15 protein-coding genes are annotated in these 15,828 nt (G+C 39.4%); 13 read left to right on the top strand and 2 right to left on the bottom strand.

Annotated elements, in window-relative coordinates; all coding sequences use genetic code 11:
• The first annotated feature begins 9 nt into the window (after positions 1-9).
• From FAZ25_RS07370 to FAZ25_RS07350, 5 genes are all read left to right on the top strand, one after another.
• Positions 10-489 (top strand): hypothetical protein, encoded by a 480-nt coding sequence (locus FAZ25_RS07370; RefSeq protein ID WP_004903001.1) that lies wholly within the window; start codon positions 10-12, stop codon positions 487-489.
• Positions 482-2,371 carry an AAA family ATPase gene (locus FAZ25_RS07365; protein WP_004903000.1) on the top strand — a complete coding sequence of 630 codons (1,890 nt, stop codon included), beginning with the start codon at positions 482-484 and terminating at the stop codon, positions 2,369-2,371. The genes FAZ25_RS07370 and FAZ25_RS07365 overlap by 8 nt, the downstream gene beginning before the upstream one ends.
• Positions 2,358-5,402 carry a type IV secretory system conjugative DNA transfer family protein gene (locus FAZ25_RS07360; protein WP_004902998.1) on the top strand — a complete coding sequence of 1,015 codons (3,045 nt, stop codon included), beginning with the start codon at positions 2,358-2,360 and terminating at the stop codon, positions 5,400-5,402. Before FAZ25_RS07365 ends, FAZ25_RS07360 begins: the two co-directional genes overlap by 14 nt.
• A complete protein-coding gene (locus FAZ25_RS07355) occupies positions 5,395-7,545 on the top strand; it encodes a pLS20_p028 family conjugation system transmembrane protein (RefSeq protein ID WP_004906172.1) in 2,151 nt (716 codons plus the stop codon). Before FAZ25_RS07360 ends, FAZ25_RS07355 begins: the two co-directional genes overlap by 8 nt.
• Positions 7,546-7,611: 66 nt before the next feature.
• The gene (locus FAZ25_RS07350; RefSeq protein WP_243129732.1) at positions 7,612-8,121 is read left to right on the top strand and encodes a hypothetical protein; all 510 of its coding nucleotides are present in this window, start codon (positions 7,612-7,614) and stop codon (positions 8,119-8,121) included.
• A gap of 46 nt (positions 8,122-8,167) precedes the next feature.
• Here the strand turns inward: FAZ25_RS07350 and FAZ25_RS07345 are convergent, their stop codons facing one another.
• Positions 8,168-8,452 (bottom strand): hypothetical protein, encoded by a 285-nt coding sequence (locus FAZ25_RS07345; RefSeq protein ID WP_004902990.1) that lies wholly within the window; start codon positions 8,450-8,452, stop codon positions 8,168-8,170.
• Between the two features lie 2 nt (positions 8,453-8,454).
• A complete protein-coding gene (locus FAZ25_RS07340) occupies positions 8,455-9,240 on the bottom strand; it encodes a ParA family protein (RefSeq protein ID WP_004902988.1) in 786 nt (261 codons plus the stop codon).
• Positions 9,241-9,640: 400 nt separating this feature from the next.
• Between FAZ25_RS07340 and FAZ25_RS07335 the strand changes: the two genes are divergently transcribed.
• The 8 genes from FAZ25_RS07335 to FAZ25_RS07300 are packed head-to-tail and all read left to right on the top strand — an operon-like array spanning position 9,641 to position 15,624.
• Positions 9,641-9,967 carry a hypothetical protein gene (locus tag FAZ25_RS07335; protein ID WP_004902987.1) on the top strand — a complete coding sequence of 109 codons (327 nt, stop codon included), beginning with the start codon at positions 9,641-9,643 and terminating at the stop codon, positions 9,965-9,967.
• Between the two features lie 2 nt (positions 9,968-9,969).
• Complete coding sequence (locus FAZ25_RS07330) at positions 9,970-10,626, top strand: hypothetical protein (protein WP_004902985.1); 657 nt, start codon at positions 9,970-9,972, stop codon at positions 10,624-10,626.
• A gap of 1 nt (position 10,627) precedes the next feature.
• Positions 10,628-12,586 (top strand): type IV secretory pathway, VirB4 protein, encoded by a 1,959-nt coding sequence (locus FAZ25_RS07325; protein ID WP_036058529.1) that lies wholly within the window; start codon positions 10,628-10,630, stop codon positions 12,584-12,586.
• Between the two features lie 3 nt (positions 12,587-12,589).
• Positions 12,590-12,784: a hypothetical protein gene (locus FAZ25_RS07320; protein WP_004902981.1), complete on the top strand. Its 195-nt coding sequence runs from the start codon at positions 12,590-12,592 to the stop codon at positions 12,782-12,784.
• A gap of 1 nt (position 12,785) precedes the next feature.
• Positions 12,786-14,024: a phage tail tip lysozyme gene (locus tag FAZ25_RS07315; protein ID WP_004902979.1), complete on the top strand. Its 1,239-nt coding sequence runs from the start codon at positions 12,786-12,788 to the stop codon at positions 14,022-14,024.
• A gap of 10 nt (positions 14,025-14,034) precedes the next feature.
• Positions 14,035-14,466: a thioredoxin domain-containing protein gene (locus FAZ25_RS07310; protein ID WP_004902976.1), complete on the top strand. Its 432-nt coding sequence runs from the start codon at positions 14,035-14,037 to the stop codon at positions 14,464-14,466.
• 3 nt (positions 14,467-14,469) lie between these two features.
• Positions 14,470-15,033, top strand: coding sequence for a hypothetical protein (locus tag FAZ25_RS07305; RefSeq protein WP_036058527.1), 564 nt, complete (start codon positions 14,470-14,472; stop codon positions 15,031-15,033).
• A 3-nt stretch (positions 15,034-15,036) separates the two neighbouring features.
• Entirely contained in the window at positions 15,037-15,624 is a 588-nt protein-coding gene (locus tag FAZ25_RS07300) for a hypothetical protein (RefSeq protein ID WP_004902969.1), read from the top strand.
• The last annotated feature ends 204 nt before the right edge of the window (positions 15,625-15,828 follow it).

Here is a 15,828-nt window from a genome sequence, read left to right as displayed (position 1 = left end):
GAGAAAAGCATGACACAAATAAAAGAATTATATGGTTATATCACAGCCATTACCAAAGCACCAGAAGTGACTATTTTATCATTCCAAGAGAAAAACGCGACTTCCGTGATTGCTTTAACACTAGCAACACCACACTATCTTGAGGTCTTTCCTGCTGGTGACCCTGAACTTGGGGTGGCTATGATTGCTGTCATTGAAGAAAGTGGGACAAATATCCAAGTGAAAGCCATTTATAATCCTGAAGCTGATTTTATTGCCGTAGACGAAGTGGGCGATTTCGAACTAATGGCTGACGCAATGACAACACCGAAAGATATTGATCTCTACGAAAAATTACGACATGAACGTCAAGCGATGTTGGCAGCCATTGATCTCAGTCCAGAAGAGATTAGTGAATTAACGCTGGCTCACGAACAAGAAAAAGAACAAACTATTGAGACACCAGATTACGGTAACTTAGTCACTGGGGAAGGTAGTCAATATGAGTGAGAATACAAGTACCACACCTTATCTTGACCAGTTTGCGACCAATATTAGTGAAAAAATTGCTAGGGATCCCGAAAAGTACCAAGCTTATGAGCGTGAAAACGTGACACAACGTGTCTTGATTTCGTTACTCAAGCAAATTCAAAACTCGCCCTTGTTAGTTGGCGAACCTGGTGTTGGTAAAACAGCTATTATTGAAGACTTAGCCCGTCAACTTTATCAAAGTAACGAGCCACACCTTGCCAAGAAACAAATCATTCAAATCAGTTTAGCTAACTTGATGAAGGGCAGTGATGGGGAATCATTCGCCTATAAATTCCAAAAAATATTAGATGAATTGATGGCACAAAAAGATACTTTGATTGCTTTTATAGATGAAATTCATCAAATTGTGGGCACAGGTGCTGACACTAATGGCAGCGCGTTGGATGCCGGAAACATCATCAAGCCAGCTTTAAGTCGGGATGATTTACAAATTATTGGTGCCACGACAACGAAAGAGTTTCATGAATACATTGCCCAGGATGGTGCATTGATGCGCCGCTTTGATCTGATTGAAGTGTCTGAACTCAGTTACAATCAAACACAGCGGATTTTGAGCAAAATGGCGACCAGAATGGGACAAGGGATTGCATTACCAGAATCTGTGCAAACGCAAATTATGCAGTTGTCAGAGCGTTATGTCACTGATCGTTTCTTCCCTGAAAAAGCTATTATGCTACTTGATAGTGCGATAAGTTTGGCGCGTTTAGAAAATCAAGACGAGGTCACGCCAAATCACGTGGCAGATATTATCCATGCTGATTATCATGTGCCGAAGTACGTGATTAATCAAACCACTGATGAACGACTGCTCAACCTTTCAACGCAGTTGAAATCGCGGGTAATTGGTCAAGACCATCCATTGGATAAAATCACAATGAAAATCACCAATCGAGAAGCTGGACTAGGGGACAACACCAAGCCAGAATCATTTTTATTCTTAGGGCCAACTGGTGTGGGTAAAACAGAAACAGCTAAACAACTCGCTAATCTGTTATTCGGTGATGCAAAGAGTTTCATTCGCTTTGATATGTCTGAGTTTAAATTTGCTGGAACGAGTTTAGAACGATTTAAGAACCAACTGACAACCAAAGTACGACACAATCCTTACGCTGTCTTATTGCTAGATGAGATTGAAAAAGCCGACCCAGAAGTCATGGATTTGTTGCTGCAAGTCTTAGATGATGGTCGGTTGAGTGATGAATATGGGCGTGTGATTAACTTCAAGGACTTAATCGTCATCATGACAACGAACTCCGGGGCAAAGGCTATCATGAATCACCATGCCAAGTCTGACTACGTTAAAAATGATTTGAAAAGGCAAGCTAACTTTGAAGAGCAGTTAGAGATAGCTTTACAAGGTGACGGGTATCGTCCAGAATTCCTGGCACGTATTGGTGCTTTGATTGTCTTTGATGTCCTAACATTAGATGATATTGAACGCATTGTTTCTCTGAAGTTAAAAACTTTAGACGACAAAGCTAAAAAGCAAGGGTTACGGATAGTTTTTGACCCAACTGAAGTGACAAATTACATCTCGTCATTCGACCTTGGTTATGAGTATATAGATGGGGAACAAGTAACTAGTTCATCTATTGCCAAATATATCGCAGATGTCGGTTATAAGCCCTCACGCGGCGTCCGTCCAATTGATGATACGATTGCGACTTATGTCAGTGATCCTGTCGCACAAGCCATTATGGCACAACGCCAAGGGCAATTAGCTCATTACAATACGTTTGTCTTTCGAGCTGTGGGTAATCCACCTTCATTAACCAGTCCATACGGTGATTGGCAGCCTCGTATTTCGACAACCATGGAGGGACAATATGAAACTCTTTAGAAAAGATTATCAATCAGAACGTGACTTTATGCGGCAAAGTTATATTCGTTGGCGCGGACAAGCCTGGTTTCTTTGGACTTATGGTATCATCACGACAATTTTAGTCATCATTGCAAGTTTGTATATCACGACGCTGGTTGACTTTATTATTCGCGTTGTTGGTCCCTATATCGTAGCCATGATGTCATTAATTCAAACAAGTGTGGCACAATGGCCAGCCTTTGGCGACATGATCAATATGACCATGACGGTCTTTCATCCAAAGAATCTACTCACGATACTATTTCGATTAACTTTAGTCACAGGCAGTATTCTTATCATCAGCTTGCTTTGGTTAGAAAAGCGATATGTCTTAAAAATTGTGTATGATTGGTTTCAATTGTATCGAGATCAAACGCGTAACACCAACCGTTTTGCGGAAGTTCGTGAAGTTGATGAAACCTATAAGATGATTCCTGACCGCAATAAGAACTACAAAGGGACACCAGGGCAACCAGTGTTACACACGCAAGGCTATACTTTTGAGTTCTTTATGATTCACCCATTTCTCTGGGCGCTACAATGGCTCAAGCGGCCATTAGGTATGAACAGCCTAGAATTCAAGGGTATCTACAAACTTGTCCGACCAAAATTGATGCAACTTTTCCCAAAAGTGTATGAAAAACAACAATTAGTTACTGGGGGCTTTGATGGCTATTATTGGATAGATCCGAGCAACACGCATTCCAAAACAACTGGTATGACGCGTTCATCAAAGGATCAGATGCGAGGTTACACTTTGATTGACATTATTCGTCGCGCAGAAGTGAAATGGAATATTCTAGATACCGATGCCAAAAACGAAGATGCCAAGATGAGTTATAAATCACTGAGAAAAGCAGGATATGAAGTGAAACTTCTAAATATCATGAATCCGAGTGAATCAGAGTCCTGGAACCCGCTAGAAATTGCCATTGATTATGCGTTTGATGGTGATTGGGATAGTGCCAATACGGAATTACGTAAAGTGGTGCAAGTAATTGGTGGTTCAAGTGGTGAAGAATCAGCGCATAAAGATGTGTGGGACGGTGCTGCTGAAAGTACCATCCAAGCCGTCATGTTAACCGTTTTAGACATAGCCGTTAGACACCAGGATAAATCTATGGCCACTATCTCAAACGTGCTGCAATTTATCAATGATATGAGTAAGTTCAGTGATAAAGAAGGTGATGGCTTAACCAAATACATTACCACGATTGGCCAACTGCCTCGTACGCCAGCTAGAAATATGATTACCCTTAACGCAGGGGAGTATCTTTCTGCAACTGGTGATACCAAGTCTTCTATCGCGTTTTCTGTTATGAATCGTCTGAACTTGTTTGCCTCAGAATCGATTACACGTTTGACAAGCTTCAATACGATTAATCTCACTGACCTGGGTTTTCCAAGAATGTTAAAGCTTAAGTTTTCCCGCGAATATGTTGGTGTTCACGTTAGCATTCACATTTATGCGGCTGGTAAAAAGAAGGTAATAGAAAAGGATAAGCTAACCGTGTCTCAATCAGGCACGCTAACTTATCCTATTCATGAACATTTACCAAAGAATTGGCAAATTGTTTTAGACCTTAACCATCAAGGAAATACAAAGGCTGTTCGCAAACAACAGTTCATTGTAACTGGAAAAATTGTACAACGAAAAGCATTAAATGGCAAGACCAAAATTGATTCTTACTCAAAGCAGCCCTTATTACGTTGTTTAGTAGACCAGGTTACTCCTGTTGGGACAAACGAAACACCAGCCGTTACCTTGAGGTATTCTGAAAATCCAATGGCTGTGTTTATTATCACACCACAATCTAACGATGATTTCTCTGCTTTGGCCAGCTTGTTTATTTCACAAGTGTTTTCTGTTAACACAGACATTGCCTCAAACATTACACGTCGTAAGATGGACAGCTGGATTTTGTATAAACTTAATGAGTTTTCCATGTTCCCACGTATTCCTGGCTTCACTAATATTTTGACCCGTGGTTTAACTTACGGTCATCTTGTTGACTTATATATTCAGACGTTGACACAGCCGCGTTTGCATTATTCCGAGATGGAAACAAATGATATTAACGGTAATACCGGTAATTGGTTTCATATCTTAACTAATGATGAGCAAACAAATGAGGCGCTATCTAAGCAATTAGGCGAAGTCGAGGTGCAGACTGAATCAGTAAACTCACAAATTGGTTTGGATAGACAAGATCGTGGTAATCGTCAGAGTCAGGTCAACAAAGTAAGGTTGTTAGAGGCTAATGACATTGGCCGTCTGAGTGAAAGAGAAATGATTACCATTCGTACAATTAAGCGACGTGACAAGAAAGGGCATGATGTACGGCCACTACCAATCTTTTCTACGGGCGCTTATCGTATGCCGTTTGCTTACGAACTTCTGGGCAAACAATACTCGCTAGACTACTATACTGCGGACTTAAATATCAAATCTGCCGCTAGTCAATTAGCTTATGATGACTTGTACAAAGATTTTACGCCTTTCTTTGAAGAGTTAATGCAGGAGGTTGCTTTAACAACGGCAGCTGGTACTGATACAAGCGCTGATGATGTCATACAAGCGAGCCATGTCTCAGAACTTGATGATCAAAGCATTCAAGCGGTTATTGCAGACTATCAAACAGGACAACAAGGTGAGATACCTAATAAGTTCACTGATAGCACAGCTGATGAACTAACTGATGAACAGCGGTATCTTAACTGGAAAGATAATCTTGATCTCAGTGAACCCTTTATGACTGAGGAGCAAGTAGATAACGTTCAATTAAGAAAGCGTATGGAAACGGCACTCAAACGTATGTTACCAAGAAGTAAAAACACGCCAGAACAAGCGACTGCTTATGCTTTCCTGTCCGATGGTGAATTCTTCAAAGTACCAGAAAATAATAACTATGCAACCGTTCTACGATTGCTAAATAATGAGCCAAGTTACTTATGGACTTTCTATAAGACCTTAGCTGAAGCAACTCAAGGAGAAAATGTCGATGCTTAATACATTAATGATGACACTGCCGACTGGCGGCCCAACCACTGGTTTTTATCAAGACTGGTCACAATATCTTTCACCCATGCCTCATATATTCCTGACTTTAGTGATGCTGTTCATGCACAGTATCGCCTTAATCTTTTATTATCTTGGGTCAGGTGTTCTTGAAGCTTATCAGAGTTCTTTCAAATTATTAGATTTTTTAACCATATTTTTCTCACCAAACAATTCAACCTATCAAAATTGGAATCTCGGATTAATAATAAGAGATATGATTTATCTTGGATTTGTTATTTTCGGATTAATGATGATTGTCCAATGGATAAAATTCATCATAACCGATGGCCGAAAAGGACGCGAATGGCCAAAAGGCATCTCAATTACTATGGCTATCATCACGGCTATGCCTTTAATTATCAGTATGCTCACTACAATAGGTACCGCAACTTCTCAAGACGTTATGGGAAAAGGCAGTGTTAGCGTCTTAACAAAATTATGGGAAGGCAATTCAACCGATTTACGTGCTCTAGCATCAAATAATTTTGACATGTCGGAATATAAAAAATATTCAGCAAACAATAAAATTGATAGAAAAAAAATAACTGGTTCTGACTATCACTCAGTGATGAGCGATCAGGGTTACACTGATGGCTTAAACGATGATCAGAAAAAAGTCTTCACCAAAAAAATAGGTGGTGGATCGAAACTTGTAGACACAACAGGGGGAACGCTTGTACTAGGCAAAACATTCGCAGACGAATATCCTGTCATGAAAACGAATTGGTTAGGTATTATCGCTGGTGAGATTGTCTTTATATTCGTAGTTTGTGGTGCTATTATGCGTTTGTTTTCTTCAATTTACAAAATGGCCTTTATGTCTGGTTCAATTGTTTACTTTGGTTTGCGAGATGGGACACAAGGCAAACGCGCACAACAAATTCTAAGTATGATCGAAGGGCAAATTACTGGCATTGTAATGATGCCCATTTCACTAGTTTTTTTCTTCGCTTGGATTGAATTTGCTTTCAACACAATAAACGCTTTGAATTTAACTGTCTGGCCATTTACTATCCTATCAATTGCAGCATTATATGCTGGTGGAAAAGGCTTATTCAGTGGTTTTGAAATGATAGAACAATGGACTGGCGTTCGTTCAGGGCATAATCCTGTGGCGTCAATGATGTTAGCGAGTCAAGCCTCACGAATGGTTGGTGGTATGGCTAAATCAGCTAAACAAAACATTGGTAAAGGGTTACAGGCAGTTTCACCATCGCAACAGAAGAAAAATCGAGAGTCAGCTCAAAACCTAGCCAATCGTCATCCTTTGGGCTTAGAAAATGCTAATACACAAGATCACACATTAGATGGAGCTGCTGACCAAAATGGTAACACCGGTAAGGTAGCAACGTTCGCTTCAGGCCTTGGCCGGGTGGCTGGTGCAGCTAAAAATCCGTCACAATTAGCGAAGAGTACCGGACAAGCAGCTCTTAGTGGTGCAAAGAGCACTGGTCTGGCAGCGCTAAATAGGGCTAAAAGTAGTGTGAAAAAAACAGTTGATGGGGCTAAGAACTACGCTGGTGGCATACAAGATGGTTACGAAGGTGGTCAACAGGCAGTCGACGCCTTTAATCGGCGTCACACACCGGTCGATGCCAATCGCGCTATGGAACAAGCTGACACTAATCACGACCAAACAAATAGTGCGCATGATGTGCTTAGTCAAGCTAGAACTGGTATTGAACGTCAGGAAAATGGCGATAGTTCTAATGAAGACAATACAAATGAACATCCAGACTCAACGCCAATTCCTCGCTTTGCTCCAGCCCCAAAGCCAACAGGTAATAAGAAATATCTAGATGGGGGAACCGTAGCACCGTTAAACCCACCAGCTGATTATACTGGCCCAACATCAACATCAACATCAACAATCAGTTCAAGTCACGAGCCGTCTATGCCATCAAGCCAATCTCAATTTGATACTGCACAAGGCACTAGTATGTCTACTCTAGAAACAAATCAAGCGCCAACACCTAAGATTCCAATAACGCAAATGACAAAAGAGCAAAGAAGGGCGCACGATCAGACTATTGCTAGAGCAGCTATTGATCGCTCTATCGCAAAATATAACAAAGAGCATCCTAAAAATTAGTTTGTGCCTTTCTTTTCAAACAAATTTTGGTTAAAATGATAATAACCGTTTAAGGGGAAGGTTATCATGGACAAAATTAAAAAAAATAAAATGTGGTTAACAGTTGTGGGCTTTGGTATCGTTATTGTTATTATATTGTCATTAATATTACTTAACCAAAATAAGGCTAAACCTGAATCAGAAACACCTTCTTTTCAATCTAGTGTTAAAGCTTCGTCTTCATCACAAAAGAATCAGGATGAAGAGAATAAAAAAAGGTATGCTAAAGAGGCAGCTAAAATGAAAGGGCACGTCTTATGCACAGGAATCGACGATTTGTATTACACAACTTGGTCAAAAAACGACTTCAGGAACTGGGCTAACAATTATAATTCTTTATCAAAGGAACAAAAGACAAAAGCTTCTTCTAACTTCGGAACATCAAATACTAGGTCGAATAACTCAATGGACACTGAGACCCTTGATGTTCGTGCTAGAAACATACTAAATGACGATTTTAAGTCTTTAGGTTATTTTGAAACTGTGAAAGACTTCAATAAAGCTTATCCAAGAATTGACCCATCAAATCTACAATAAAAAAAACCTATCAAATCTAATTTGATAGGTTTTTCTTTTAACCGAATTATTTTTGCTTCAAAACTTGTTCTAATATCAGATCAACGAATGCACTAGCTGATCTAAATCCTTGTTCGGCTGCTAATTTATCAATGCCCTCTTTAATGTCGGGCCGAATCGTGTAGGTCGTCTGCACCTTACGTTGGAACTGTGATGTGCTGGGTAGATTGAAGTCATCGCTTAACTTCACTTCTTTTTGTTCTTCTTCAGGTTGCTTAGCAAATGCTTTAGCTAATTGTGCCTTTGATGCTTCATCATCAAATACGGCTTCTTTTTTCTTGTTGTAGTCCATTATTAATCTTTTATCCTTTCAAGTAACTGACCGTATACTTCTGCAATCTCTTTTTCGGCTTTCAGGTCATGTTTATGTGTATCATCCGCAAGCATGATTGGCACACCAATCGTGGTGGCATAGTTATAAATTTCTCGATGAACTGTGTAACCAATAAAGTCTGACATATCTTTTGTCATGCGTACAAACTCATGGCTGATTGAGGTGTTGTGTTTAACCTGTGTCCCAATATAAATTGGTTTGGCTTCAATTAATGATTCCCTTGTACGCACATCAACGGCATCAGCTTTGAAGGATTCAAAGTGCAAATCGAATTGATTCTTTGCTTGAATAAAGCCGTAATCTGTTGGCATCAAGGGGACAACCACGTAATCAGATACAGCAATCATATTTTGCGTCACTGTATTAAACCCAGGGTGCGTATCAATCAAGATATAGTCGTAATCTGATATTAAATCAACATGATCTTGCAACCACATCATCATCAAGAAATGTTTGTTATTCTTACTATTCAATAAGCCGTCTAATTCTTCAAGACGCGGACTTGCGGGTAAAATGCTCAACAGGGGACTAATGCCACGGATTAACACCTCGCCACCATTGAAAACATTAAATAATGATTTATCGTTGGTGAATTGATTGTAGGTTGATGATAAACTCCCTTGATAATCACTGTCTATTAACAGGACTTTATAGCCCAAACTATTTAATAAACCAGCGAAGTTGAAGGTAACGGTTGTTTTACCAGCGCCACCTTTAGGGACTGAAAATGTAATTGTTTTACTCATGATAATGCTCCTTGGTTATTTTATCTGTCAAAACGAAATAACGAAAGACTTACCAATCCAGGCATGTAAAACTATCAATACTTATATTATAACATACTTATGCTGTATTGATATATACATCATAACACACTCATAAGATATTGATATATACACCATAACACACTCATAAGATAATGATATATACACCATAACACGCTCATAACATATAGATACATATCCTATGACATGTTGATAGTCAGCTTATTGCTGATTATTGAGGTGTTTTTTTTTGTGCTTTCATAGCTAATCAGGGCAGAGGTCAAATATTTCCGTTCCACTTTTTGTACTTTTGTCATTACTTGTTATCATGACCACAGATTGATTTACAATCCAGGCTAATTAACAAATAAAGGAGTGTCTTATGTACGAAAAATTTACCCCTGGGCGTAATATCTGGAAAAAAGTATCGCGCTATTTCTTTTTCACGATGGAACGCATCACGATTGTCGGTATCATGTTTGGCATCACTTACATCATGATAAAACAAATATTTCCATACAACATAGGAATGTATGGCCTCATTCTTATCATAAACAATGTCTTGTTAACGATATTCTTCATCTTACCAAGTCCTAGTAACCCTAATGGTTTGATGTATCAAGAAATTGTCCGTGGACTTTTCAAGCTCAATAAGCCAGCTACCGCAGACATCTACTCAGTCACTAAAAACAAAAAAGAGGATATGTAATTATGGGTATAAAAAAAGCAAAGCAAAACCAGGTCAGAACAATGACCTATATCAAAAATAAGATTGCAGCTAAACGCCCGATTGCGATTCCTTATTTTTTACCTTATAAGGACATTATTGTGAAGCGTAAGGGTGAGCCGATTTTGTTGCAGGATAATACATATGCTGACTTACTAAATTTGCCTGGCAAAGACCTAGATTTCTTGGATAGTGAGGGCATTAATAGTTCAAAGTCGATTATTTCTGATTTTCATTTACTACTGTCTGTTTATTTAGAAGATTTTGACATCAAAATCATTCAACTGCCAGCAGACACCAGAGTGCAACAAGCCTCATGGGGACAAGAACTCGTTAGGATTGATGCACAACTAGCAGACACAAAACAATCAGAACAACACTACCAACAACTATTGCAACTGCGTCGTACAGTTCTTCGCGAAATCAGTATCGAAAAAGATGTTGTCAGTGACATTAAACATCAAGAATATACAGCCGTGATTTATGGGAAAACCATCGCTGCTTTGGAAAAGAATAAACGTGATTTCATTGAACATGCAGGCTTAGCTTTTACCCCAGAACCCGTTTCTTTGGAGCGAAAGAAGATGGTGTTGTATCAAATCAATAATCCTGGTGAAACACTCGAATTGGAGGAGAAGTAACATGAGAATGAGTATCAATAATGCCAAACGATCTGCTTGGAAAGCGCAAGGCTATAACCTTGATTTCATTGAAGAAGTTCAAAACCCAAGTGGCATGACTTTTCACACGAATTATTTTGATGACGGTATGACAGCATCTGCGATTATTGACGTCTACGATTTTCCAAAAACAGCCCAAAGCGCTGGCTGGTTTAAAGAATTAATTAATCATAAAAATACCATTGTCGATATTAAGATTGGCACGAACAGTAAATTTGAAGTGCAGAAAGCTTTAGAAAGTGCGACGAACGCTTATAGTTCAAAAGCAAATAGTGATTTAACGTCTCAGGGTGATGCCTTGGAGGCTCGTAAAGACTCACAAATTACTTTGGATGATTTGGATGATGCGCGCAATGGGCGTGAAATCTATAAACGGGTCTATGTCAGGCTATTAGTTTCGGATGTTTCACCAGAAGAGTTACGTCGTCGTATGAAAGAAATCCAGCAACAGCTTTCAAACTATCGCATGAAAGTTTATCCTTCGGAGCAGCTAACACATTTCCAACAATTCTTCAAACCAGCAATGGCTATTGAAAACGATACGATTCGTGACAAAGGTTTTCCAATGAAAGCCTATGCCTTAGCTGGTTCTTATGCCTTCAATCAAACATTTATTGCCCACCCACGTGGTACATATCTTGGCTTAACGACTCAACGTGGGGAAGTCATGTATGATCCTAGCTACAATGACCATCGCACCCAATTGACGGCTTATAACTTGATTGTCGGTGGTGAGCGTTCCGGTAAGAGTGCCTTTGCAAAAAAGAATCTGCCTTCATTACTAGCTAGAGGTGATAAAGCATGGGTATTCGATAAGTCTAACGAATGGCGTGACTTGGTTAATTATTATTTCGGGGTCACTTTAACTTTGGATGGTAGCCAAAATATCATTAATTTATTGCAGGTTTTTGGTACGGTATTGGATGCTGACGGTAACATTGACGTGATTGCGAGTTTCAACCAACATCGGACAAAAGTCATCACTTATTACGCAACATTGAATCCGCAAGCTGACAAAAAAGAATTGGAGATGTTAGGCAACTATATCACTGACTTCTATATTGAACGTCGCATGTGGTCACCATCACCAAAAGATAACCCACAAGATTTACGTGTCATTAATTTGCGTAATGAAGATTACCCCATTATGGAGGACTTTGAAACCTTCTTAGAAACTCAGAACATGATGACACGCAATATGACACAACCAGCAGTTGAGAGATTGGACAACATCTTATCAACTATTCGTAGTTTGATTCAGAATCATGGCGACATGGTCAATGGCATCACCACTATGCCTGATTTAAGTGATGAAAAGCTTGTCCGCTTTGACACAAGTGGTTTATCTCGTTTAGAGAGTGACCTCTATAACGCCCAATACTTCACCATTCTGTCTCTTATGGAAAGTTACATCACAATTAATGGGACTGTTCAGCGTCAACGGATTAAAAATGGCGAAATATCAAATCAATCAGATACCTACCACAAAAAATACCCACAATACTTCTGGTGGGTACAAGATGAAGCCGATGACATTTTCAATGCCAAACACGCTTTAGGAATTACGTTTGGTGATAACCTGATGGCACAACATGGTAAAGACTTCTTTGGTATGATTGCGATCTTCCCAGGACTTAAAAACGTTGTCCCAACTGGCCAAGCACAAGACAATGATGCTAGTCGTGCCGCTTCATCTTTCTTCGGGCGTTTCCCTAAGCAAATTATTGGCCGCTTATCAAAAGCCGACACGGTAAGATTGCGTTCCGTTGTGAGTGAAAACAATATTACTGATGGTCAATTAGCTGCTTTGCAAAATATATCTCAGGGGGATTTCTTAATGAATTTGATTGGCAAACAAGCCACATTTATGCACGTTGATTTGAGCCAAGAAGAAATCAACCTATTCGGTGGAGGACTATAAACTATGAAACTACCACATCCATTCAAACGAGCTAAAGAAAATCGCCAAAGGATGCTTAAACAAGCCGAAAAACAATGGCAAAACTTTGATGCGAATCAGCATAAGAGTCCAGTACAAAATCAAGTCATTTACTATATGATTGGTGGTTTTGTCTTCGTGGCTATTCTCAAATTATTATCTCACTGGATAGGAGGATGACATGTTTGACAATTGGTGGCGATACAAAAAAATTAAACTATACGCTTATGGCACGCTGATCGCAACAGCTGTTGTCGTCGTAATCGCTGCAATTATGATGTTTATCATGATTTTTTCGACTCAAAATGCTGAGTGTTTCAATGATGATCAAACCGTGGCTGAAGCAGGTCAAGGAATTGGCGGTGATTGGCAAGACCATAATTCAAATACTTATAAAGCCATGCGTCATGCCGCTGATCGTTTTCAAAAAGAACTCCACATGTCAGGTGACAACATCGCAGCAGCACTAGCTGTGGGATTACGCGAAAGTGGTTTCAATCCTAAAGCCGTTAATCCTGGCGGTGCTGTTAAGGGGATTTGGCAATGGGGTGCTGGTGGAATTAACGGTGATCGTTATAAAGATACGCAGGATAATGTCGAGTCGCAAGTGCAATTAGCCATTAATGAACTAAAAAGCACCCATAAAGGGGCTTTGATTGATTTAGCAACAGCTGATAATATCAATAGTTCGTTGGTTGCTTGGGACACCAAATTTGAAGGCGTGGGGGTCAATGACCCACAAAGAAGAGTAGCTGATACATTGAAAACGGCTAATGAAATCAAAAAGGTTTTCGCTCTCGATTTTCCTGGCAGTATCAATGTGTTTGATCACGGCAACAATAATTCTGGCATAGGTGATAATTCAACTAATGCGAATACCAGTGGCTTATCAGAGGCCACTTGTGATTCAGGTTTAAGTTCTAATGACAACGGTTTACCGGTGAAAGGTCAATATAGCATTACTGGTGGTTATCCAAACTATGGTGGTTTAACCGGAGCTACTCATTATGGTGTTGATTTTCAAACCACTGATCATGCTTTGTCTAGTTCTGGTGGTAATGTTTATGCGGTTCATGATGGCACGGTTGTCGCTAAAAGTTCTGATAGTACCGGTGGAAATTGGCTTGTCATCAAAGGCACAGACAACGTCTTCACTTATTATGGTCATGCGCCAACTCAAGAAGCAATTGTCGTTAATAATGGGGACAAGGTCAAAGCCGGGCAACACATTAGTCATCAAGGTCAAACTGGTATGGCAACTGGTATTCACGTCCATTTTGCAGTGAATACGCACGATCAATTTGGCTGGGCGCCACAAAGTAACGGCTTAAAATCACCTGGCGATTATCTTAAGCTACCACAAAAGGTGGGGACCAACGTCGTTGTGCCTAACGGCCCATTTGATTCTGACAAAAAATAGGAGAAAAAGAATGACTAAAGGAAATAAGAAAACACGCATTAAAGCACTTATAGTTATTATCGTCGTGTCGATAATTATGTTGATCAGTGGTTTGTTTTATCAAAAATATAGCGTAAATGGTTATCCTGATACTAAAAACTTCAGTCAAAAAATCAATCAATTAGATGCCACTAACAAACAAAAAACAGTGCTGATATTCCATCGTCCTGGTTGCTCTGATTGTAAGAACGTTCGAGAACTCGTTAAGCAAACTATCAAAACTAATCACAAGCGTATCAATTACATTGTGATAAACGTCAACAACAATCAAGCTAAAACTTTCATGATTAAATATGGTGTCACGGAAGTACCAACAATTATCTACCTTGAAGGTACCCAAGTGATTGATAGTACGACGTCAACCCATTCTAAAGATGTAAAACGTGTCATGACAGGGGAATAAACGATGCAAAAAAGAACATACAGAATGGTCTATGGCTTTATTACTCTCTTAGCGCTTGTTTGTTTAATTGACGCAGTTGCTACTGCCAAAAGACACAACGATACCATCAAAGCTTCACAGACTGAGATTAAACAATTGAGTCATCAGACCCAAAATAATCAGAAAGCAGCAATAGCCTATGAGCAAGTTGAATCAAGCGATATACGTAATACTGATGACTTCCAAAAAACAGGTCATCAATTTATCGTTGAAATGTTTGACCTTTTGAAAAAGCAACAGCTCAATGATCCAAAAAGCAAGGTAGCGAATGATAAGGTTGTCTCAGCTTTTTTGGGCGCAACTTTTGGTGGTGATGTGGATGAAGGCCGACCAGTCATAAAGCTTGTTGAAGAAGATATGACCTATTCAAAGTCAGCTGATGGTACAGGTATTGGGTTTGGTCAGGTAACCTATACGCAAAGCGGCAAGAAACAAGAAATATCTTTATTGATGCACATGCAGGGGAATCAAATTACTGAGTTACAGGTAGGAAAAGTACGCGATACTTCAGGGAGTGGGGGAAAATAGAATATGTATAAGAGAAACTTATGGTGGTGGAGCATTCCAATTGGCTTACTTTTGATGTGGGGCATGTTATCAGGCGTTAATTACTTTACCCAGTCAGTTATTAATCAATATCAAGTCAAGGTTAGTGCCGCGCGTTTAGACAAGCAGAAGTCAACCAAACAAATGAATATGACGCTTGATTCTAAACAACCAAACATTGCCGCTGCAACCAAAAAATTAAATCAGCTTTATGCATTAGATTGGACGATTGCAAATCAGAAAGAATTTGATGGTAAGGCAAAAGCTATGAGTCCATTGGTCAGTCAAGAGGTAATTAACGATAGTTTAGATTTCAAACCCGATACTGATCGCATGATGACGCAAACAAAAGTAATTATGGCCTATGATCACATGGATTTTATGCCCACTAGTGTCACAGATCAACTAGTAAAGGGAAAAGTGGTTGTCTACATCAAAAGTCATTATGAAGGCAAGCCCGAAGCCACAACACGTTTTGTATACAACATCAGCTACAACACACAGACAGATGTCATTACACAATTAGATCGCATTGGGGCTTTTCAATTACAAAGCGATAGCAGTGTGTTGTAAATGGAGAAAATATGAGTAACCACAAAGTTAAAAGTATTTAAGAATTATGTAAGAACATTCATTACTTGGTCGTTTGGCGTAGCGGGTTTACTATACTTCAGCTTTACATTTGTTGTAATGATAACAATTCCGAAAACCGCGAAATGATACTGTTTAATTGCCAATTAGTTGACGTTGAGACGCTGTACCAGTATCAGAAAAGAT

The organism is Leuconostoc sp. LN180020, from assembly GCF_014844115.1.
GTDB classification, from domain to species: domain Bacteria; phylum Bacillota; class Bacilli; order Lactobacillales; family Lactobacillaceae; genus Leuconostoc; species Leuconostoc citreum.
The sequence above is the reverse complement of the archived record's forward strand: the minus strand, read 5'-3'. Positions and strand labels throughout refer to the sequence as shown.